This is a genomic window from Streptomyces sp. NPDC030296 (assembly GCF_055572815.1).
In genome coordinates, this window is record NZ_JBVICQ010000005.1 from 223,744 (window position 1) to 243,328 (window position 19,585).

19 protein-coding genes are annotated in these 19,585 nt (G+C 71.4%); 9 read left to right on the forward strand and 10 right to left on the reverse strand.

The window, feature by feature from the left end; all coding sequences use genetic code 11:
• Positions 1-2: 2 nt before the first annotated feature.
• Complete coding sequence (locus tag ACZ4Z3_RS16415; RefSeq protein ID WP_468501928.1) at positions 3-713, reverse strand: hypothetical protein; 711 nt, start codon at positions 711-713, stop codon at positions 3-5.
• 294 nt (positions 714-1,007) lie between these two features.
• Here ACZ4Z3_RS16415 and ACZ4Z3_RS16420 point away from each other — a divergent pair, with 294 nt between their 5' ends.
• From ACZ4Z3_RS16420 to ACZ4Z3_RS16430, 3 genes are all read left to right on the forward strand, one after another.
• Entirely contained in the window at positions 1,008-2,864 is a 1,857-nt protein-coding gene (locus ACZ4Z3_RS16420; protein ID WP_468501629.1) for an ABC transporter transmembrane domain-containing protein, read from the forward strand.
• Positions 2,861-4,642, forward strand: coding sequence for an ABC transporter ATP-binding protein (locus ACZ4Z3_RS16425; protein WP_468501630.1), 1,782 nt, complete (start codon positions 2,861-2,863; stop codon positions 4,640-4,642). Before ACZ4Z3_RS16420 ends, ACZ4Z3_RS16425 begins: the two co-directional genes overlap by 4 nt.
• 387 nt (positions 4,643-5,029) lie before the next feature.
• Entirely contained in the window at positions 5,030-5,500 is a 471-nt protein-coding gene (locus ACZ4Z3_RS16430; RefSeq protein WP_468501631.1) for a DUF5709 domain-containing protein, read from the forward strand.
• Between the two features lie 26 nt (positions 5,501-5,526).
• Here ACZ4Z3_RS16430 and ACZ4Z3_RS16435 read toward each other — a convergent pair whose 3' ends face one another.
• The gene (locus ACZ4Z3_RS16435) at positions 5,527-6,321 is read right to left on the reverse strand and encodes a metal-dependent hydrolase (protein WP_468501632.1); all 795 of its coding nucleotides are present in this window, start codon (positions 6,319-6,321) and stop codon (positions 5,527-5,529) included.
• 166 nt (positions 6,322-6,487) lie between these two features.
• On the opposite strand from ACZ4Z3_RS16435, the gene ACZ4Z3_RS16440 reads away from it, so the two are divergent.
• Together ACZ4Z3_RS16440 and ACZ4Z3_RS16445 are read left to right on the forward strand one after the other, a co-directional pair.
• Positions 6,488-9,001 carry a DEAD/DEAH box helicase gene (locus ACZ4Z3_RS16440; RefSeq protein ID WP_468501633.1) on the forward strand — a complete coding sequence of 838 codons (2,514 nt, stop codon included), beginning with the start codon at positions 6,488-6,490 and terminating at the stop codon, positions 8,999-9,001.
• Positions 9,002-9,020: 19 nt separating this feature from the next.
• The gene (locus ACZ4Z3_RS16445; protein ID WP_468501634.1) at positions 9,021-9,896 is read left to right on the forward strand and encodes an acyl-CoA thioesterase; all 876 of its coding nucleotides are present in this window, start codon (positions 9,021-9,023) and stop codon (positions 9,894-9,896) included.
• Between the two features lie 52 nt (positions 9,897-9,948).
• Here the strand turns inward: ACZ4Z3_RS16445 and ACZ4Z3_RS16450 are convergent, their stop codons facing one another.
• Positions 9,949-10,902: a DUF6397 family protein gene (locus tag ACZ4Z3_RS16450; RefSeq protein ID WP_468501635.1), complete on the reverse strand. Its 954-nt coding sequence runs from the start codon at positions 10,900-10,902 to the stop codon at positions 9,949-9,951.
• Between the two features lie 126 nt (positions 10,903-11,028).
• Positions 11,029-11,442: a roadblock/LC7 domain-containing protein gene (locus ACZ4Z3_RS16455; protein ID WP_468501636.1), complete on the reverse strand. Its 414-nt coding sequence runs from the start codon at positions 11,440-11,442 to the stop codon at positions 11,029-11,031.
• A 96-nt stretch (positions 11,443-11,538) separates the two neighbouring features.
• Here ACZ4Z3_RS16455 and ACZ4Z3_RS16460 point away from each other — a divergent pair, with 96 nt between their 5' ends.
• Positions 11,539-11,967: a PPOX class F420-dependent oxidoreductase gene (locus tag ACZ4Z3_RS16460; RefSeq protein WP_055541714.1), complete on the forward strand. Its 429-nt coding sequence runs from the start codon at positions 11,539-11,541 to the stop codon at positions 11,965-11,967.
• Positions 11,968-12,014: 47 nt separating this feature from the next.
• On the opposite strand, the gene ACZ4Z3_RS16465 is transcribed toward ACZ4Z3_RS16460, so the two are convergent.
• The 5 genes from ACZ4Z3_RS16465 to ACZ4Z3_RS16485 form a co-directional block, all read right to left on the reverse strand.
• Complete coding sequence (locus tag ACZ4Z3_RS16465) at positions 12,015-12,620, reverse strand: GTP-binding protein (RefSeq protein ID WP_055541713.1); 606 nt, start codon at positions 12,618-12,620, stop codon at positions 12,015-12,017.
• A 218-nt stretch (positions 12,621-12,838) separates the two neighbouring features.
• Positions 12,839-13,255, reverse strand: coding sequence for a DUF742 domain-containing protein (locus tag ACZ4Z3_RS16470; RefSeq protein WP_468501637.1), 417 nt, complete (start codon positions 13,253-13,255; stop codon positions 12,839-12,841).
• A gap of 19 nt (positions 13,256-13,274) precedes the next feature.
• Entirely contained in the window at positions 13,275-13,712 is a 438-nt protein-coding gene (locus ACZ4Z3_RS16475) for a roadblock/LC7 domain-containing protein (RefSeq protein WP_468501638.1), read from the reverse strand.
• Positions 13,709-16,246 carry a sensor histidine kinase gene (locus ACZ4Z3_RS16480; protein WP_468501639.1) on the reverse strand — a complete coding sequence of 846 codons (2,538 nt, stop codon included), beginning with the start codon at positions 16,244-16,246 and terminating at the stop codon, positions 13,709-13,711. The genes ACZ4Z3_RS16475 and ACZ4Z3_RS16480 overlap by 4 nt, the downstream gene beginning before the upstream one ends.
• A gap of 54 nt (positions 16,247-16,300) precedes the next feature.
• Positions 16,301-17,077, reverse strand: a complete 777-nt coding sequence (locus ACZ4Z3_RS16485) for an MHYT domain-containing protein (protein WP_468501640.1) — start codon at positions 17,075-17,077, stop codon at positions 16,301-16,303.
• A 152-nt stretch (positions 17,078-17,229) separates the two neighbouring features.
• On the opposite strand from ACZ4Z3_RS16485, the gene ACZ4Z3_RS16490 reads away from it, so the two are divergent.
• The 3 genes from ACZ4Z3_RS16490 to ACZ4Z3_RS16500 all read left to right on the forward strand — a co-directional run bounded on the left by ACZ4Z3_RS16490 (position 17,230) and on the right by ACZ4Z3_RS16500 (position 19,268).
• Positions 17,230-17,829 (forward strand): class I SAM-dependent methyltransferase, encoded by a 600-nt coding sequence (locus tag ACZ4Z3_RS16490; protein WP_468501641.1) that lies wholly within the window; start codon positions 17,230-17,232, stop codon positions 17,827-17,829.
• Positions 17,830-17,989: 160 nt separating this feature from the next.
• Positions 17,990-18,286, forward strand: a complete 297-nt coding sequence (locus ACZ4Z3_RS16495) for a hypothetical protein (protein WP_468501642.1) — start codon at positions 17,990-17,992, stop codon at positions 18,284-18,286.
• Positions 18,287-18,422: 136 nt separating this feature from the next.
• Entirely contained in the window at positions 18,423-19,268 is an 846-nt protein-coding gene (locus ACZ4Z3_RS16500) for a hypothetical protein (RefSeq protein ID WP_468501643.1), read from the forward strand.
• Between the two features lie 60 nt (positions 19,269-19,328).
• Here the strand turns inward: ACZ4Z3_RS16500 and ACZ4Z3_RS16505 are convergent, their stop codons facing one another.
• Positions 19,329-19,517 (reverse strand): hypothetical protein, encoded by a 189-nt coding sequence (locus ACZ4Z3_RS16505; RefSeq protein WP_468501644.1) that lies wholly within the window; start codon positions 19,515-19,517, stop codon positions 19,329-19,331.
• Positions 19,518-19,585 lie beyond the last annotated feature (68 nt).

The following is a 19,585-nucleotide window of genomic DNA, read 5'->3' on the forward strand; positions in this document are numbered from 1 at the left end:
TCTCAGGCCTTCAGCGCCGCCTTGTCCCCCATCACGATCACCGGGTGCGCGGCCGGATCGAGGGTGCGCAGCAGGTACTCCATCCCCGACTTGGACAGGCTGACGCAGGCCGACGTTCCGCTGCCGTGGTCCATGTGCAGCCAGATGCTGCCGCCCTTCGACTGACCCTCGGGCCGCGTCGGGTCGATCGGCGAGGTGCCCTTGACACGGTTGTAGTCGATGGCGATGACGTAGTCGAAGTCGTTCCAGTGCGACTTCGCCCAGTAGTGCGGCGCCTGGAACGACGGCGACTGACTGTACGGCAGCTTCGCCCCCGGATCGGCGAGGACGCCGCCCGCGTCGCTGAGCGTGAACACCCCCACGGGGCTGCGCTTGTCACCCTCGTGATGGTCGGCCGTCCAACCCTTCTTGCCGTTGTGGCCCAGCCAGGTCCTGGTCTCCTTCCAGGCGGAACCGCTCTTGGTATACAGGACGATCTTGGAGTCGGCGTCGTTCACGCCCTCTCCGTAGACGGCCACGACCTGACGGGAGTCGGCGGGGATCCGCTTCTGAAGGCGGTCACCCACGTCGGGGATACGGGTCGGATCGACCTTGCGCGCCTCGGAACGCCCCGCCCTGTCACCCGAGTCCGTGGCGCCCTTGCCGGCCCTGCCCGTCTCGGCCGAACCGCCGCACGCCGCCAGCGACACCACCAGCGCCCCGCAGACCACCATCGCCGCCCCGGCTCGCCTCACGCCCTCGACCCCGCTCGCACCGCCGACCGCCCCACGCCTCGTACCGCCTATTCGCATGCGCTCCATCGTCGCACCGCGCGCCTGCTCTCCGCGTCCACCGCCCCCGCGCGCCGGGCGTCACAAGGACGATGCAGGCCGAAACTTTGCCCGGCGACGGAAAACCGTTTGCCTCCGACCATGCGGTGACGCGAACCTTTCACGGCCGGTCGCCGGGCCCCATCGCCCCTTTTGCACCCCTGTCCCCCCTCCTCTGACACGACCCACAGGGACGTCATGCAGATTCAAGACCTTCCGTTCCAAGACCCCGGCGTGCCGGACGCACGCTCGGGTCCCCGATTCCTGTGGTGGCTGGGCCGCAACCAGCTCGGCGGACAGCTCAAGGCGCTGGCGTGGGGACTGCTGCACTTCACCTCCGTGGCCGGACTGCCGTTCTGTGTCGGTGTCGCCATCGAGGCCGTGGTCGCCCGCTCCGGCACGCGACTCGCCCTGTCGGGCGCGCTGCTGGCGCTGTGCGGCTTCACCATCGCGCTCGGCGACACCTTCCTGCACCGCACGGCGGTCACCAACTGGATCACCGCCGCAGCCCGCGTCCAGCAACTCCTCGCCCGCAAGACGGCGCAGCTCGGCTCGGCGCTGACCCGCCGGGTGGCGGCCGGCGAGGTCGTCGCCGTCTCCACCGGCGACGTCGAGAAGATCGGCTGGTTCGTCGAGGCCGTCTCCCGCTTCACCGCGGCGGCGCTCACCGTGGTGCTGGTCTGTGTCGCCCTGGTGGTCTACCAGCCCGCGCTCGGCATCGTCGTCGCCATCGGCGTGCCCGTGCTCGCCCTCGCCGTGCTGCCGCTGCTGCCCCGCGCGACCCGACGCGCCGACGAACAGCGCGAGAAGGCCGGACGCGCCACCGAACTGGCCTCGGACACCGTCGCGGGCCTGCGCGTGCTGCGCGGCATCGGCGGCGAGGACCTCTTCCTCGACCGCTACCGCCGCGCCTCCCAGGAAGTCCGCCACGCCGCCGTCCGCAGCGCGCGTATGTGGGCCCTGATCTCCGCCATCCAGGTCCTGCTGCCGGGGCTGCTGATGATCGCGGTCGTCTGGTACGGCGTCGGTCTCGCCCGCGACGGCCGGATCACCGTCGGCCAACTCGTCACCGTGTACAGCGCGGTGATGCTGCTGGGATACCCCCTCAGGCACTTCGAGGAGATCGCGATGGCGTACTCCTTCTCCCGCCCTTCCGCCAAGCGGGCCGCCAGGGTGCTGTCCCTGGAGCGGGCCACCGCCACCGAGGGGTCACGTGAGGCCGCCGCGCCGTCCGGGGACCTGTACGACCCGGCGACCGGACTGCTCGCCCCCGCCGGATGTCTCACCGCCGTGGTGTGCGGCGACCCGGACGCCGCCGGGCGGCTCGCGGAACGGCTCGGCGGGCACGCCCCGGAGGAGGGCACGTCGGTACTCCTGGCCGGTGTCCCCCTCGACGAACTGCCGCTCGACTCCGCCCGCACGGCCGTCCTCGTCCAGGACAAGGACCCGGTGCTGCTCTCCGGCACCCTCCGCGAGCTGCTCGACGTACCCGCCTCCGGCGACGTCACCGCCGAGGAGGCGCTGGCCGCCGCCCAGTGCGGTGACGTGCTGGAGGCCTTGGCGCAGGGCTCGTTGGACGCCGAGGACCCACTGGACGCACGCATCACCGAACGCGGCCGGTCGCTGTCCGGTGGCCAGCGCCAACGGCTGGCCCTGGCCCGCTCCCTGATCACCGACCCGGAGGTCCTGGTCCTGGACGAGCCGACCTCCGCCGTCGACTCCCACACCGAGGCGAGGATCGCGGACGGCATCCGGTCCCTCCGCGCCGGCCGCACGACGGTCGTCCTCACCTCCTCCCCACTCCTCCTCGACCTCGCCGAACGCGTGGTCCTGGTGCACGAGGGCGAGGTCGCCGCGGTGGGCGTGCATCGCGAACTCGTGCGCAAGGAGCCGCGATACCGGGCCGTCGTCACCCGCGAGACGGACGAGGAGACCGCCGGGCGCGCGCTGAGGAAGGACGGTGTCGCGCCGCGCGAGGACACCGTGCCGCAGGACCGCAGGACCGCGCTCAGCGATGTGCTGGACGAACTGGAAGAAATCGAGGAGACCGCATGATCGGCGTGGCGCCACCGGCGTACGACCCGGCCGCCCCGACGACGGCGAACACCCTGCCCGTCGGCGCCCCCGCGACCGTCCGCGCCTACGTGGCCGAACTGTTCCGCCGCCACCGCCGGGCCTTCGCCCTGCTCATCACCGTCAACACCATCGCCGTCGTGGCCTCGATGGCGGGCCCCTACCTGCTGGGCGAGCTCGTCGAACGGGTCTCCGACGGGGCTCGCGACCTGCATCTGGAGCTGACCGCCGGGGTGTTCGTCGTCGCCCTCGTCGTCCAGGCGGTGTTCGTACGGGAGGTGCGGCTGCGCGGAGCCATGCTGGGCGAGCGGATGCTGGCCGATCTGCGCGAGGACTTCCTCGTCCGATCGGTCGGCCTGCCGCCGGGTGTCCTGGAGCGGGCCGGAACGGGTGACCTGCTGTCCCGGATCACCACCGACATCGACCGCCTCGGCAACGCGATGCGCGAGGCTGTGCCGCAGCTGGCGATCGGCGTGGTCTGGGTGGCCCTCCTCCTCGGCGGGCTCGCCGTGACGGCTCCGCCGCTGGCGCTCGCCGTCCTGCTGGCCCTGCCCCTGCTGGTGGCGGGCTGCCGCTGGTACTTCAAACGGGCGCCCTCCGCCTACCGCTCCGAGTCCGCCGGGTACGCGGCCGTCGCCGCCGCCCTCGCGGAGACCGTCGACGCCGGGCGCACCGTCGAGGCCCACCGCCTCGGCGCGCGCCGCATCGAGCTCTCCCACCAGCGCATCCGCGAGTGGACCGCCTGGGAGCGGTACACCCTGTGGCTGCGCTCGGTTCTCTTCCCGGTCATCAACTTGACCCACACCACGGTCCTCGGCGCGGTCCTGATCGTCGGCGGTGTGTTCGTCCTCCAGGGCTGGATCGGGCTGGGCCAGCTGACGACGGGTGCCCTGATCGCCCAGATGCTCGTCGAGCCGGTGAACCTCATCCTGCGCTGGTACGACGAGCTGCAGATCGCCGAGGTGTCGCTGGCCCGGCTGGTCGGCGTCCGGGACATCGAACCGGGCGCGGGCGACCCGGACGTGGCCCCCGACGGACGCCATGTCCACGCCGAACAGGTGCGCTTCGGGTACCGCGAGGGCGTCGACGTGCTGCGCAAGGTGTCCCTGGAGGTCGCGCCCGGCACCCGGCTGGCCCTCGTCGGCCCGTCCGGGGCGGGCAAGTCCACCTTGGGCAGGCTCCTGGCCGGCATCTACACGCCCCGCGACGGCCGGATCACCCTCGGCGGTGCCGAGCTGTCCCGGATGCCCGCCGAGGACGTCCGCTCCCATGTGGCCCTCGTCAACCAGGAGCACCACGTCTTCGTCGGCTCCCTGCGCGACAACCTGCGGCTCGCCCGCACCCGCGCCGAGGACGCCGAGCTGTGGGCGGCGCTCGGCGCGGTCGACGCCGATTCCTGGGCCCGGGCGCTCGACGACGGCCTGGACACCGAGGTCGGCTCGGGAGGGCTCACGCTCACCCCGGCGCAGGCCCAGCAGATCGCGCTGGCCCGGCTGGTCCTCGCCGACCCGCACACCCTGGTCCTGGACGAGGCGACCTCGCTCCTCGACCCGCGTGCGGCCCGGCATCTGGAACGCTCCCTCGCCCGTGTCCTCGACGGCCGTACCGTCGTCGCCATCGCCCACCGTCTGCACACCGCCCACGACGCCGACGTCATCGCCGTCGTCGAGAACGGCCGCATCAGCGAGCTGGGCAGCCATGACCAGCTCGTCGCGGCGGAAGGGGCGTACGCGGCACTGTGGCGGTCCTGGCACGGCTGAGCCGGTTCCCGACCGACTCCGGGGGCCGCCGCTTCGAGCCGGTCCTCGCCGACAGGGCCGCCCGTCGGTCTGGTGCCGCGCTCTGTCCGCTGCCGTGCACGCCCTGTCGTGGGTCGGCGGGGCGGGCGGCGGCGCCGGTGACGCCGCACGGTCGCCGCACCGCCACGACGGGGACCGGGCGGCCGAAGCCGAGAGCCCGCTCGCTTCGGGGGCCCGTCCCCTGACGTTGCGTGGTGCCGACGCCGAGTGGAACCCTGGTGGTGGGCACTGATTCGGGGGACGCCCGTGAACCGCCCGGTTCGCGGGGGTCGGACCGTCGCCCAGGGGTTCGCGCGCCCACCGTCGCCGCACGGTGGCACCGGGCCCGTCCCACCACTGGAGGTACCCGTGGACAGAGCCGGCGGATGGGGAGACGACGTCTACCAGCCGGATGGATCGGAGATCCAGGACGACGCCGGGCTGCTGGACGCCGAGGACACCCTGGTCGCCGACGGTGTGGACGACCCGCTCGACCGGGGCTGGTCGCCACCGGAGCGGCCATGGGCGGTGGAGCACACCGGTGTGACCGCCGCGGAGCGGCTGCGCGGCGAGACCTTGGAGCAGCGGCTCGCGGAGGAACTGCCGGACGTCACCTCGGTCGACGGGGACGGCATCGGCGACGCCCAGGACACCGACGGTGAGCCGCTGGACAACGAGGTGGGAGGGCCTCGCTCGGGCCGTCTCGTCGCCCCCGACGAGGGTGCGCACGAGGACGAGGAGAGCGGGCTGGTCGCCACCGACGTGGGCATCGACGGGGCGGCCGCCTCCGCGGAGGAGGCCGCGATGCACATCGTGGACGAGGACTCGGTGTCGGGCTGACCCCGCCCGGCCGCCCGCCCGCGCTGTCAGATGACGTTCAGGGCCGCGGCCGCCCCCACGCCCCCGAGCACCATGAACACCGGCATGAGCACCCTCAGCTCCACCCAGCTGCCGGCCCGGAACCGCATCGCCTTGGGCGGACCGATCGGGTACCAGCGCTTGCGGCCCACCGGTATCGGCCACAGGATCGGGCAACCCGAGACGGTCAGCGCATCGCCGATGTCGTGCACCAGCGCGCCCAGCAGGATCGGCAGGCCGAGCCACAGGTACTCCTGGCCCGGCTCGGTGAACAGCCAGTCCGCCCCGTTGCCCGGCTTGTCCAGGACACCGGCGATGATCCAGGCGCTGGTCGCCGCCAGCAGCCACACCAGCACGTCGCTGCTCGACCCGCGGGCCGCCCGCCACAGCAGCCCTTCGATCGCCAGCACCATGTGCACGAACAGGATCGCCAGCACCGCCCAACGGCCACCCATGATCGCCATGGCGGAGGCCCCCGCGCCGAGCAGTACGGCCCACAGCCAGGTGTGGGTGAGCGTGCGGTGCCCGCCTGAGCGGCGTGGGTCGCCCTGCTTCTTCGTCGCCTTGTAGACGGCGTACGAGAGCTTGTCGACGATCTCGCACACCCAGCGGGAGAGCGGGCCGAAGGAACGGGAGATCGTCGCCGCCTTGTGGTCCAGGTCCGGGGCGAGCGCGGCGCCCGCGCAGATCAGCGCACCGGCCAGAAGGACCGGCCAGGGCATGGTGTACCCGGTCGCGGCTGCCGCCGCCCCTACGCCGAGCCAGGCCGCGGCCCCGGACAGTGAGTGTGCTGGTCCCATCATGGCCGTGCCCCGCCCCATTCCTTCTGTGCCGCTGTCCAGTTGCCCCGGGCCGCTGTCCAGTTGTCCACGTGCGTCGACGCTCCGTCGGCGCCACAGCGTAGCGTTCGCGATCTTCGGCCGGGTATCCGATTCCCGCCTTGGCGGCGCGGGCAGGCAAGATGGGGGCGTGACCCTCATCGATCAGCTGCCGCGGACCGCCGACCCCGACGCCCTCTACGAAGCCTTCGAGTCGTGGGCCGTGGAACGCGGTCTCACCCTCTACCCCCATCAGGAGGAGGCGCTCATCGAGGTGGTCTCCGGCGCGAACGTGATCGTGTCGACGCCCACCGGCTCCGGCAAGAGCATGATCGCGGCAGGCGCGCACTTCGCCGCCCTCGCCCGTGACGAGGTCACCTTCTACACCGCTCCGATCAAGGCGCTGGTCTCGGAGAAGTTCTTCGAACTGTGCAAGATCTTCGGTACCGAGAACGTCGGCATGCTCACCGGCGACGCGTCCGTGAACGCCGACGCCCCGGTCATCTGCTGCACCGCCGAGGTCCTGGCGTCCATCGCGCTGCGCGACGGCAAGGACGCCGATGTCGGCCAGGTCGTCATGGACGAGTTCCACTTCTACGCGGAGGCCGACCGCGGCTGGGCCTGGCAGATCCCCATCCTGGAGCTGCCGCAGGCCCAGTTCATCCTGATGTCGGCGACCCTCGGCGACGTCTCGATGTTCGAGAAGGACCTCACCCGGCGCACCGGCCGCCCCACCTCCGTGGTCCGCTCGGCCACCCGCCCCGTGCCGCTGTCGTACGAGTACGTCCTGACGCCGCTGACGGAGACGCTCACGGAGCTGCTCGCCACCAAGCAGGCGCCCGTCTACATCGTGCACTTCACACAGGCGCAGGCCGTGGAGCGGGCGCAGGCGCTGATGAGCATCAACATGTGCACGCGGGAGGAGAAGGACCAGATCGCCGAGCTGATCGGCAACTTCCGGTTCACCACCAAGTTCGGCCGCAATCTCTCCCGTTACGTCCGGCACGGTATCGGTGTCCACCATGCCGGGATGCTGCCCAAGTACCGGCGTCTGGTGGAGAAGCTGGCCCAGGCCGGTCTCCTGAAGGTCATCTGCGGCACTGACACGCTCGGCGTCGGCGTCAACGTCCCCATCCGCACGGTGCTGTTCACCGCCCTGACCAAGTACGACGGCAGCCGGGTGCGGACGCTGCGCGCCCGTGAGTTCCACCAGATCGCGGGGCGCGCCGGACGCGCCGGCTTCGACACCGCCGGGTTCGTGGTGGCGCAGGCGCCCGAGCACGTCATCGAGAACGAGAAGGCGCTCGCGAAGGCGGGCGACGATCCGAAGAAGCGCCGCAAGGTGGTCCGCAAGAAGGCGCCCGAGGGGTTCGTCGGCTGGACGGAGAACACCTTCGAGAAGCTCATCGCCTCCGACCCGGAGCCGCTCACGTCCCGCTTCCGGGTGACGCACACGATGCTGCTGTCGGTGATCGCCCGGCCCGGCAACGCCTTCGAGGCGATGCGACGGCTGCTGGAGGACAACCACGAGCCGCGCAAGCAGCAGCTGCGCCACATCCGGCGGGCCATCGCCATCTACCGTTCGCTGCTCGACGGCGGCATCGTCGAGAAGCTGGACGAGCCGGACGCCGAGGGCCGCATCGTCCGTCTGACGGTCGATCTGCAGCAGGACTTCGCGCTCAACCAGCCGCTGTCCACGTTCGCGCTGGCCGCGTTCGAGCTTCTCGACCCGGAGTCGCCGTCGTACGCCCTGGACATGGTCTCCGTGGTGGAGTCGACACTCGACGACCCGCGGCAGATCCTCGCGGCCCAGCAGAACAAGGCGCGCGGTGAGGCCGTGGCCGCGATGAAGGCGGACGGCGTCGAGTACGAGGAGCGCATGGAGCGGCTTCAGGACGTCACCTACCCCAAGCCGCTCGAGGAGTTGCTCTTCCACGCGTACAACACGTACCGCAAGAGCCACCCGTGGGTCGGCGACCACCCGCTGTCCCCGAAGTCGGTGATCCGGGACATGTACGAACGGGCGCTCTCCTTCACCGAGTTGGTGTCCTACTACGAGCTGGCCCGTACCGAGGGCATCGTGCTGCGCTACTTGGCCGGCGCCTACAAGACCCTCGATCACACCGTCCCCGACGACCTGAAGTCGGACGACCTGGAGGATCTGATCGCCTGGCTCGGCGAGATGGTCCGCCAGGTCGACTCCAGCCTCCTGGACGAGTGGGAGCAGCTGGCCAACCCCGAGGAGATGACCGCCGAGGAGGCCCAGGAGAAGGCCGACCAGGTCAAGCCGGTCACCTCCAACGCGCGCGCCTTCCGCGTCCTCGTCCGCAACGCGATGTTCCGGCGTGTCGAGCTGGCCGCCCTCGACCAGGTCGACGAGCTGGGAGAGTTGGACGCCGAGTCCGGATGGGACGCCGAGCGGTGGGGTGAGGCGATGGACAAGTACTGGGACGAGTACGACGAGCTCGGCACCGGCCCCGATGCCCGCGGTCCTCGCCTGCTGATGATCGAGGAGGAGCCGCAGAACGGGCTGTGGCGCGTCCGTCAGACCTTCGCCGACCCGAACGGCGATCATGACTGGGGCATCAGCGCGGAGATCGACCTTGCGGCCTCCGACGCCGAGGGCCGCGCCGTCGTCCGGGTCACCGACGTCGGTCAACTGTGAGCACTGGAGAGGCCGGTAGATGACGACCAACCCCGCCGAGCGGCTCGTCGACCTCCTCGACCTGGAGCAGATCGAGGTCAACATCTTCCGCGGGCGCAGCCCGCAGGAGTCCTTGCAGCGGGTCTTCGGTGGCCAGGTGGCCGGCCAGGCGCTGGTCGCCGCAGGACGCACCACCGAGGGCGACCGGCCCGTGCATTCGCTGCACGCGTACTTCCTCCGCCCGGGGCGCCCGGGGGTGCCGATCGTGTACCAGGTCGAACGGGTCCGCGACGGGCGGTCGTTCACCACGCGCCGGGTCACCGCCGTGCAGCAGGGCCGCACGATCTTCAATCTGACCGCCTCCTTCCACGAGCCTGAAGAGGGGAGCTTCGAGCACCAGCTGCCGCCGGCCCGCGAGGTGCCGGACCCGGAGTCGCTGCCGACGCTGACGCAGGAGATCACCGATCATCTGGGCGCGCTGCCCGAGCAGTTGCAGCGCATGGCGCGGCGTCAGCCCTTCGACATCCGTTATGTCGACCGACTGCGGTGGACCCCCGAGGAGGTCGAGCACGCGGAGCCGCGCAGCGCGGTGTGGATGCGGGCCGTGGGCCCCTTGGGGGACGATCCGCTCGTCCACACCTGCGCGCTGACGTACGCCAGCGACATGACGCTGCTGGATGCGGTCCGCCTTCCCGTCGAGCCGTTGTGGGGACCGCGTGGCTTCGACATGGCGTCGCTGGACCACGCCATGTGGTTCCACCGGCCGTTCCGTGCGGACGAGTGGTTCCTGTACGACCAGGAGTCGCCGATCGCGGTGGGCGGACGTGGTCTGGCCCGTGGCCGCATCTACGACCTGGAGGGGCGGCTGCTCGTGTCGGTCGTCCAGGAGGGACTGTTCCGCAAGCTCGGTTCCTGACGCGTCCGTCGGCCGGCGCCCGCGGTCGGTCGCACTGCGCCCGGCCGACGGATCAGGGGTGTCTGCGCGTCAGCCAGCCGAGCAGGCCGTGGCGCTTCTCGGATGCCGGACCCGGTTTCTCGTGGCGGTTCGCGGGACGCCTGACGTTCCTCGCCGGGCGCGGGGCCGGTTCCTTCCTGCGGGGCCTCGGCGCGAGGCGGTGAGCGCGGGCCTCGACGAGAGCCTGCCGGAGGTCCGCCCGGAGCCACTCGATCTCGTCGGGGTCGTCCGCCGTCATGATCGTGCCGGTGAGCAGGGCGGCGGGTGAGTCGGGTGGACCCTGGTCGGTTCGTGCTGGCCGGTGGCGGTGGAGATGGGCGCGCTCATAGGGATCCCGGACGACCTCCGCGAGGTGGACGGGGTCGAGGAGGGAGGCCGGCGCGGCGGCGCGGGCCCAGGGGTCTTCGGCCTGCCTGAGCAGGAACCCCAGATGGCGTCCTCGCCAGTTCCTGGGCCGCAGGTCGAGGCCGCTGTCGAGTTGGGTCCTCAGCTCCTGGGGGAGACGCCCCGTCAGCCACGGGGCGTTGTTCTCGTCGGCGGCGAACCGCCGCACTTCTTCCGCCAGATAGAGCCAGACGACGGCACGGTAGCGGTTCAGATGGAACTTGACCGGTGTGACGAGCCCCAGCCGTGCGAGGCGCACGAAACGCGTCGGCGCCACCTCCAGGATCGCTGCGGCGTCCTTGGAACCGACGGCTTCGACGCGGGCGCGCAGCGTCTGCGGGAAGCCCTCCTCGGCGCGGAGCCGGTTGATCTCGCTGCGGGCGACTCGGCGTCCTCCGCCTCCCTCGTCGGGGACGGTTCGTACGCATCCGAGGTGCACGGCGAGGTCGAGTTCGCTTCGGTTCAGGCTCAGTTCACGTGCGGCGCGGCTCTGGGAGAGTGGCCGGTCGGCCGCCCTGGCCGGTACTGCGGCGACGGTCGCCGCGGTGGGTGTGGCGGGTCGCGTGATGGTGTTGCCGGACATGGTGGTTCTCCCCCGTGCGGTGGTGCCGCGACGCCGGTGCGCGTCGCCTCGGGAAAACCGTAGCCCGTTCACGGAAAGTCGGCGGGGGCCTGTGGATAACTTGCATCCGGCAACCGAACCCGCAGGTCAGAGGTCCCTGGAAGCGGAGGGTTCTGGGTGGCGGGCATCCAGGCCGAGGTGTTCGCCGACACGGTTCACCATCAGGGCCATCTCATAGGCGATCTGACCGATGTCCGCTTCCGCGGCGCTGAGCACGCACAGACAACTGCCCGCGCCGGCCGCGGTGACGAAGAGCATGGCGTCGTCGAACTCGATCATCGTCTGCCGTACGTCACCGGCGCCGAAGTGGCGTCCCGAGCCCTTGGCGAGGCTGTGCAGCCCCGATGAGACCGCGGCGAGGTGCTCGGCGTCCTCACGTCTCAGCCCGGTGCTGGCCGCCGTGACCAATCCGTCGCTGGACAGCACAAGTGCGTGCCGTACGGGTTCCAGGCGCTCGGTCAAGTCGTCCAGCAACCAACCGAGTCCCGCGTTCTGCGGCATTTTTCCTACTCCCCGTTTTCGTCGTTCCCCCTGGCGAGGAGGATCCGACGGTTCAGCCTTCCCCACTGCTGCCGCGGGAGCAAGCAGGATGGGGACATGGCAAAGAAGATGACCGACAAGGAATGGCGGGCCTTCGTCTCACACGGGACTCGCACCGGAAAACTGGCGACCTCCCGTGCCGACGGACGTCCTCACGTCACGCCCATCTGGTTCTTGTTGCACGGTGACGAGTTGCTCTTCAACACCGGCAAGGAAAGTGTCAAGGGACGGAATCTGGCCAGGGACGGCCGTGTGGCGCTCTGTGTGGACTCGGATGTGCCGCCGTACGACTTCGTGGTGCTGGAAGGCCGGGCGGAACTCTCCGAGGACCTCGACGAGGTGCGGCACTGGGCCGCGCGCATCGGCGCCCGCTACATGGGCGAGGACCGGGCCGAGGAGTTCGGCGCTCGCAACGGCGTGCCGGGCGAGCTGCTCGTGCGGGTGCGCGTGGACAAGGTCCTCGCGTACTCCGCCGTCTCCGACTGAGCACCGACCCGGTCGTCACCTGCCGGCACCGGGCCGGTCGGGGCGCGTCAGCTGACCGAGTCGAGCAGCCGGGCGGTGTGCATCCGTCCGGCGTACTCGACGAGGCGTATCAGTACCTCCTTGCCGGAGGCGCGGTCCCGCGCGTCGCAGAGGACCACGGGGGTGCCCTGGTCGAGGTCGAGGGCGCGCGACACGTCGTCGGGGCCGTAGGCGCCTGATCCGGAGAAGCAGTTGACGGCGACCACGAACGGGATGTGCCGGTGCTCGAAGAAGTCCACCGCCGGGAAGCAGTCCTGGAGTCGTCTCGTGTCCGCGAGGACGACCGCCCCCAACGCACCCTGGGCCAACTCGTCCCACAGGAACCAGAACCTGTCCTGTCCCGGGGTGCCGAACAGATAGAGCGACAGGCCGGAACGGATGGTGATGCGGCCGAAGTCCATGGCCACCGTGGTGGTCACCTTCTGATCCACTCCGCCGGTGTCGTCGACCGACTGGCCGGCCTCGCTCAGGAGTTCCTCGGTGCGCAACGGCTTGATCTCGCTGACCGCCCCCACCAGGGTGGTCTTGCCCACCCCGAAACCACCGGCGACGAGGATCTTCAATGCCAGGGCGCCCGTGTCGCCGTCTGTCGTGTCGGAGTGCTCGGAGGCCATCGATCACTTCTCTCGGTAGTGCGGGTGCAAGGTCGACATCGGTACTGCTGTGCGGAGCCAGCATCATGGACAACCGCCGCTCCACAGCGGGGAGTTGGATCGGTTCTTCCTGGCATCGACCGACTCGTGCGCGTTCGATGCCCGGTTGGATGCACAAGTGCGTACGAGATCGACCCGCACCGTTTGCCCATCCCTGGGGTTCGTACTGTTGTTCACAACTACAGCGCCCTCAGCCCGGCGATCACCTCACGCAGGATGCGCTCGTCCGGCAGTTGCGCGGGCGGCACCGGCCGGCTGACCGTGACGTGGCCCAGTTCGAGGAGGTCACCGAGGAGTACGCGCACCACGCCGACCGGCAGGTCGGCTCCGGCGGCGAGTTCGGCGACCGACTGGGTCTCGGTCCGGCACAGTTCGATCAGCGTGCGGTGTTCGGGACCGAGTGAGGTGTCCCCGTCGACGTCGGGAGCTCCGATGTGGAGGGACACCAGGGCGATCAGGTCGAAGCGGACTCCGCTGGGGCCGGGGGCGGTGCGTCCGCCGGTCATCGCATAGGGGCGGACGAGGGGCCCGGCCTCGTGGTCGTACCACTGGCTGCCCGGCGGCTCGTGCGGAGGGCTCGCGCTGTCCTCGGTCATGAACACGGCTCGTTCCCGCTCATCCGGCGACGGGTGGGCGCGCGCCGGCGCGAGGAGCGGTGTAGAGGTGCTCGCCCACGCGTTTCACGAGCCGCGCCATCTCGTACGCCACGAGGCCGATGTCCGCGGTGACGGCCGTGAGGACCGCCAAGCAGGAGCCGTCTCCGGCAGCCGCCACGAAGAGGAAGCCGTCGTCCATCTCCACCATGGTCTGGCGCACTCCCCCGGTGCCGAAGTGGCGGCCCGCCCCCTTGGCGAGGCTGTGGAAGCCTGAGGCGACGGCGGCGAGATGCTCGGCGTCCTCGCGTGGGAGGTCGGTCGACGCGCCGACGGCGAGTCCGTCGTTGGAGAGCACCACCGCGTGTCGGACCTCATGCACGCGCAGTACGAGGTCGTCCAGCAGCCAGTCGAGTTCTCCGGACCGTCCGGTGGCCCTGGTGGTCGGGTCCTGGATCATGCGGGGTCTCCTTCGCTGCTGTCGCTGCCCGTCGCGGGGCCGTGGGTGACGCCTCGTCCGGGTGCCCTGCCGCCGCCTCGCGTCCAGCCGTCGCGGTAGGCCGCCATGCGGTCCCGTACGAGTTCGGGGGTGCGGTCGTCGTCGGCCCCGTGGCCCGGGGCCGGGTCCGGTCCGCCACTGTGCCGTTCGCGCAGCTGGGGGGCGAGGTGGGCCTGCCGTACACGGCGTGGCAGTTCACCGGTGGGGTCCGGCTCCTGCGGGGGACGGTGCTGCCGCAGGGCGGTGACGCCCGGCGGGGACGGTTCGGGCGGGCCGCCCTCCGTGGCCTCCCCGGCGGAGGCCACGGGAGCCATCAGTGCCCGCCGGTCGACGGACTGCTCCACGGGGTCCTGACGCGGACCGGCGTGCACGCGCGCGTACTCCCGTCGCGCGGGCTGTCGCTGTGCCTCGACGGCGGCTCCGTGGGAACGTTCCGTGGTGCCGTTGTGCAGCAGAGCGGTCGGCAGGAGGACCACGGCAGTGGTGCCACCGTAGGGAGAGGGCCTCAGATGGACCTTGATGCCGTGGCGGGAGGAGAGTCGGCTCACCACGAACAGTCCGAGACGGTCGCTGTCGAAGAGGTCGAGGGCCTCCGACTGCTCGATCCTGCGGTTGGCCTCGTCGAGGGTCTCCTTGCCCATGCCGAGTCCGCGGTCCTCGACCTCGACGGCGTATCCGTTGCCCACGGGCTCCCCGGTGATCCGCACGCGCGTGTGCGGTGGTGAGAACTGGGCGGCGTTCTCGACGAGTTCGGCGAGGAGGTGGATGAGGTCGGCGACGGCGGCGCCGGCGATGCGTGCCTCGGGCAGCTGCCGTACCTCCACGCGCGCGTAGTCCTCGATCTCGGAGACTGCTGCGCGGACGACGTTCGTCAGGGAGACAGGCATGCGCCAGGCGCGGCCCGGTGCCGCCCCGGACAGGATGATCAGGCTCTCCGCGTGGCGTCGCATCCGGGTGGTGAGGTGGTCGAGCCGGAAGAGGTCGCTGAGCTCGTCGGGGTCCTCGGACCTGCGTTCCATGCTGTCGAGAAGGCTCAGTTGGCGGTGGACGAGGACCTGGCTGCGGCGGGCGAGGTTGACGAACACCCCGGAGATGCCGCCGGCCAGTTCGGCGCGCTCGACCGCCGCGCGCAGGGCGGCCCGGTGGACGATGCGCAGCGCCTCGGCGACCTGGCCGGTCTCGTCCTCGGCGGCGGGCCCCGGCGGGGCCTCGGCGTCGACGTCGATCTCCTCTCCGGCCCGCAGTTTCCGCATGGCGTGGGGCAGTTTGCGGCGGGCGATGTCCAGGGCTCCGTTGCGCAGGCTCACCAGCTCGACGACGAGTCCGCGCCCGATGCGTACGGAGATCACGAGCGACGCGGTGACGGCGGCGAGACCGAGGAGCACAGCGGCACCGGCCGGGGTGAGCAGGGCGCGCGTGAACGGGTCGGCCCGCTCGGCCACGTCGCGTCCGGCGTCGGCCTCGATCTGCCGCATCCCGTCCCGCACGCGCGCGTGGGCCGACTCCCAGACATCCTCCGGGGCGGCGGTCAGCGCCTTGCTGCCGGGGCGGCTCACGAGCACCTTGTCCTCGACCGCGTTCAGGCCGGTGTAGGCGTCGCCCTCGGCGAGCTCGCCCCATGCCGCCCGTTCGGGGCCACGGAGGTCGGCGGCAGCCGCTTCGGTCAGAGTGCGGCGGGTACCCACGGCGCCGCTGAACAGACGCAGTCGTTCGCCGTCGAGGGTGCCGGAGAGCCGTGCGCCGGCCAGCAGCGCGTCCTCCTGGGCGAGGGCCTCGGCCGCGCGGGAGAACTCGAGCATCACGCGCGCGTCGGAGCCCATTTCCGCGTCCTGGATACCGCTGAGCGCGCCGCCCACACCGAAGGCCGTGGAGATGGTCGTGGTGTACCTCTGGTACGTCTCCGCCCAGCCGCTGCGGCGGTCCAGCACCGACGCGCGCAGGGGGCGCAGTTGCTCGGCGCCGGAGACGAAGGCCGCGAGCCGCTCGGCGACCCCGGCGGGCAGGTCGATTCCGTCGGCGACGGTGTGGCGGCCGCCCAGCCGCAGTCGGGCGACCGCACGATCGGAGGCCCGGGAGAGCGCCTCCAGGTCGCTCCCGTGTGCGTCGGAGGGTCTCGTGGTGTACCGCACCGCGGCGGCACGCTCGGCCTGGAGCGCGGCGACCGCGTCGGCGACCGGGGCGCGCACGGAGGCGTCGACGCGCTGGAGCTGCCGAAGCCGGGCGACGTCCTGGGCGGTGGTGACGGTGGCGTACGCCCACAGGGCGAGCAGGGAGACGACGGGCACCATCAGCAGGCAGATGATCTTGGCTCGGACGGTGCGGGGGCGTATGTGCGGGCGGCCGGCGCGTCTGGGTGGGCCGGTCGTGGGAGCGCCGGTCTCGTCGGGGTCGAAACGCTCGTCGGCCGGTGGTCCCGCGTGGGCGCGGCGTCCGCGTGCCGCGGGCCGGGGCGGCGTCTCGGCGCCGGTGGTCGAGGTCCTGCCGGGTGTACGCATGGCCTCCTCGCTCGGAGTGGTCTGGATGTTCCTTCGTGTCGCCGAGGTGGGCTGCTAGGGGGTGGCTGCGCTCCCGACGGGCCGTTGGGCCGACGAGGAGGCCTCGCGTTCCCCGGCCGTCGGCGACAGCGCGACGAACGCCGAGGTGAGGAAGAGATAGGACCCGAGGCCGACGGCGAGGGGGAAGATGAACTGCATCGCCGTGGCCCCGGGCAGGTTTTCGCCGGAGGGAGCGACCTCCACGCGCACCGCCCACATGGCGGTGTAGTGCATGCTGCTCACCGCGCCGCCCATGACCAGGGAGGCGACGGTGACCGCGAGGGGCGACCTGATGTTGAGCGCCGCCCACAGGGCGGCGGTGGCCGCGACGACGGCGATCACCACGGAGAGCGCGACGAGCGCCGGGTCGTAGGTCACCTCGCCGTGCATCCGTACCGCCGCCATGCCCAGGTAGTGCATGCTGGCGACGCCCAGTCCGGTGGTGAGGCCGCCGAGAAGGAGCGCCCGTCCGCGGTTGCGGCTGTAGCCGACGGCGAAGACTCCGCCGCAGACGACGGCCATGGCGACGATCAGGCTGAGGATGGTCAACGGCACGTCGTAGCGGAGTTCGGTGCCGCTCACACCGAAGCCGAGCATGGCCACGAAGTGCATGGTCCAGATGCCGGTGCCGATCGCGGACGCCGCGGTGACGAGCCAGTTGCGGCGGGCGCGTCCGGTGGCACCCAGCGCACGGACGGTGCAACGGAGTCCGAGTGCCGCGCCCATGCAGGCCATCGCGTACGACAGCACGGGGGTCAGCCAGCCGAAGGTGGCGTGGTCCAGGTGTCCCATGGCTCCGGGACGCTAGTGGGAGCACGGGTGCACGAAGGGGGCGCAGTTCGAAAAGTGGTGGAAGGTGGCGCATATATGCGTTGGAACGATCGCCTCACGCTCGAACATGCACACCGTGTCCGCTCACCCGACGGTGGGGGATCATGCGGAGCATGAGCGACGATCACACACACGTCCAGGAGTTCTTCACGACACGGGCCGCCGACTGGGACGCCCGGTTCCCCGACGACGGACCCGCCTACGCCGCCGTCGTCGCCGACCTCGGCCTGCGACCGGGTGACCGTGTGCTCGACGCGGGCTGCGGCACGGGACGGGCCCTGACGCCGCTGCGGACGGCCGTGGGCCCCTCCGGTGTGGTTCTCGGGGCGGATCTGACCCCGGCGATGCTGGAGGCCGCCGTCCGAGCCGGACGGCACCTCGACGGGCAGCTGCTGCTCGCGGACGTGGCGGCACTGCCGCTGCGCACGGAGTCCCTGGACGCGGTGTTCGCCGCCGGGCTCATCGCGCATCTCGTAGACCCGGCGGGGAATCTCCGGGAGCTCGCGCGGGTGGTCCGGCCGGGCGGCACGTTGGCGCTCTTCCACCCGATCGGCAGGGCCGCGCTCGCGGCGCGCCAGGGGCGGCAGATCACCCCGGCCGATCTCCGGGCGGAGGCGAACCTCGGCCCGCTGCTGGCGGGTTCGGGCTGGCGCATGACGTCGTACGTCGACGAGGACAGCCGATTCCTCGCGCTCGCCGTACGCACCGGCTGACCCGCGGCGCACCCCCTGACCAGCACCGTCCCAAGGTCGCGGACCCACCGCTCGACATCGGCCTCGGGGCGGACCCTCTTCTGTCGCCGCGCCTCCGTCTCTACGTTGAGTAGGAACACGTGAACGGTATGTGAATACCGGGATGGGGGAAGGTGCCCTTATGTTCGACAGGCTCCGTAAGACCTTCGACAGACTCCTCGACTCGACGCGCACCGCAGCGACCACGCAGGAGGAGAAGCGCACGCACAACCTCTTCGAGGCGGCGGCCGCCTACATCTCGGCGTGTGCCGACGACGACCAGGAGCGGATCGACGAGACCGTGACCTGGGTGTCGCCCGAGGCGCTGTCGTTCGGGGTGAGCGAGCTGGCCTGTCGTGCGGTCATAGCGCTGGCGCGCGAGCGTGACGAGTCGCCGCAGACGGTGGCACGGTCGCTTCTGGGGCTGCCCGCCGCCTGAAGGGGCGAGAAGCCCGGGTCGATTCGCCCCTGTCCGGCCGGAACCGCAGCTCTGCGTGGGTTTCACTCCCGTGACAAGCGCCCGCCGGGCGCATTAGGGTGCGCCGACGGACGAGCGAGAGCAATGGGAGGCCGGCATGGCCGGGACGGACGATGACGCCGTCGCCGCCGGGGACGACGACGCACTGTATGTGCTGACGGCGGTGCTGCTCACGCCCGCGAACTTCCCCAGCGTACTGGGCGACGACTACCCCGAGGCCTGCTCGGCGCTCGGTCTCGCCCCGCTCGCCGACGGTTACGGGATCGTCCTGGGCCAGGACGGCGACGGCGCCCGGTGGACGGTCGTGGTGGACGACGTGTCCCTGGTCGCCGTGGCCATCGCCTCGTGGGACTGCGGTATGGAGTACGACCTGTCGCCCGACGAGGACTCCGTGGTGGCCGCGCTGCCCGGCTGGCCCCTCGCGGTGGCCGTGGCCGCTCCCGGTGTGCCGGCTCCCCACGACCCGGACCCGGAGGTCTCCGACCTGCCGCCGCTGAGCCCGCCGGACACCACGGTCTGGGGGCCCGCGCAGCGACGCCTGGGCGCCGATGAGATCGCGCTGCAGTGGAGCACCTGGCGAGCACAGATCGACGACTCCGCCTTCACGGGGCAGAACGGCGCGAGCGCGGTGGCAGCCGGAGACGCCGCCGAATCCGGCCGCGACGAGGGCGGCGTCCGCTCGGGCATCCGCCGGGTCCTCGCCGAGGCACGCGCCTACGTCGAGTCGCCGCCGCCCCTCGGGCGTGTGCGCTCGTCGTTCGCGCCGGGCGATGCCCGGACCCTTCGTGCCGACGGCCCCGGGTGGTCGATGGTGGCCAGGACCGACGACATCGCCTTCGTCCTTCTCGACGACGAACCGGGGGAAGTGCTCCCGGTGGGGCGGGGCGAGGAACTGCCCGGCCTTCTGGAGTCCCTCGACAAGATCGCGGTACGCCCCAACTGAGTGCGGGCTCGCCCCCGACTCTGCCGCGTGTCACCGGCCCGGCCCCGGGCCGGTGACACCTCAGCGTCCGAGCTCCTTGCGGCCGACCCGGCGCAGCCTGCGTCGCTGCGAGGGGTCGAGTGTCAGATACGCCGCCGTGGGGATCCCCAGGACTATCAGGAGATTGGCCCAGAAGGGGAACGGCAACAGGAACAGCAGGACGATCCCGACTGCCGCACCCCCCGCGACGATCTTCGTGCTCTTCGACATCTCCGTCGCCTCCTTCGCGGCCCACTGCCGCTCTCTGTCCTGAAAACGGGCTCCTGCTCCCCGCAGTT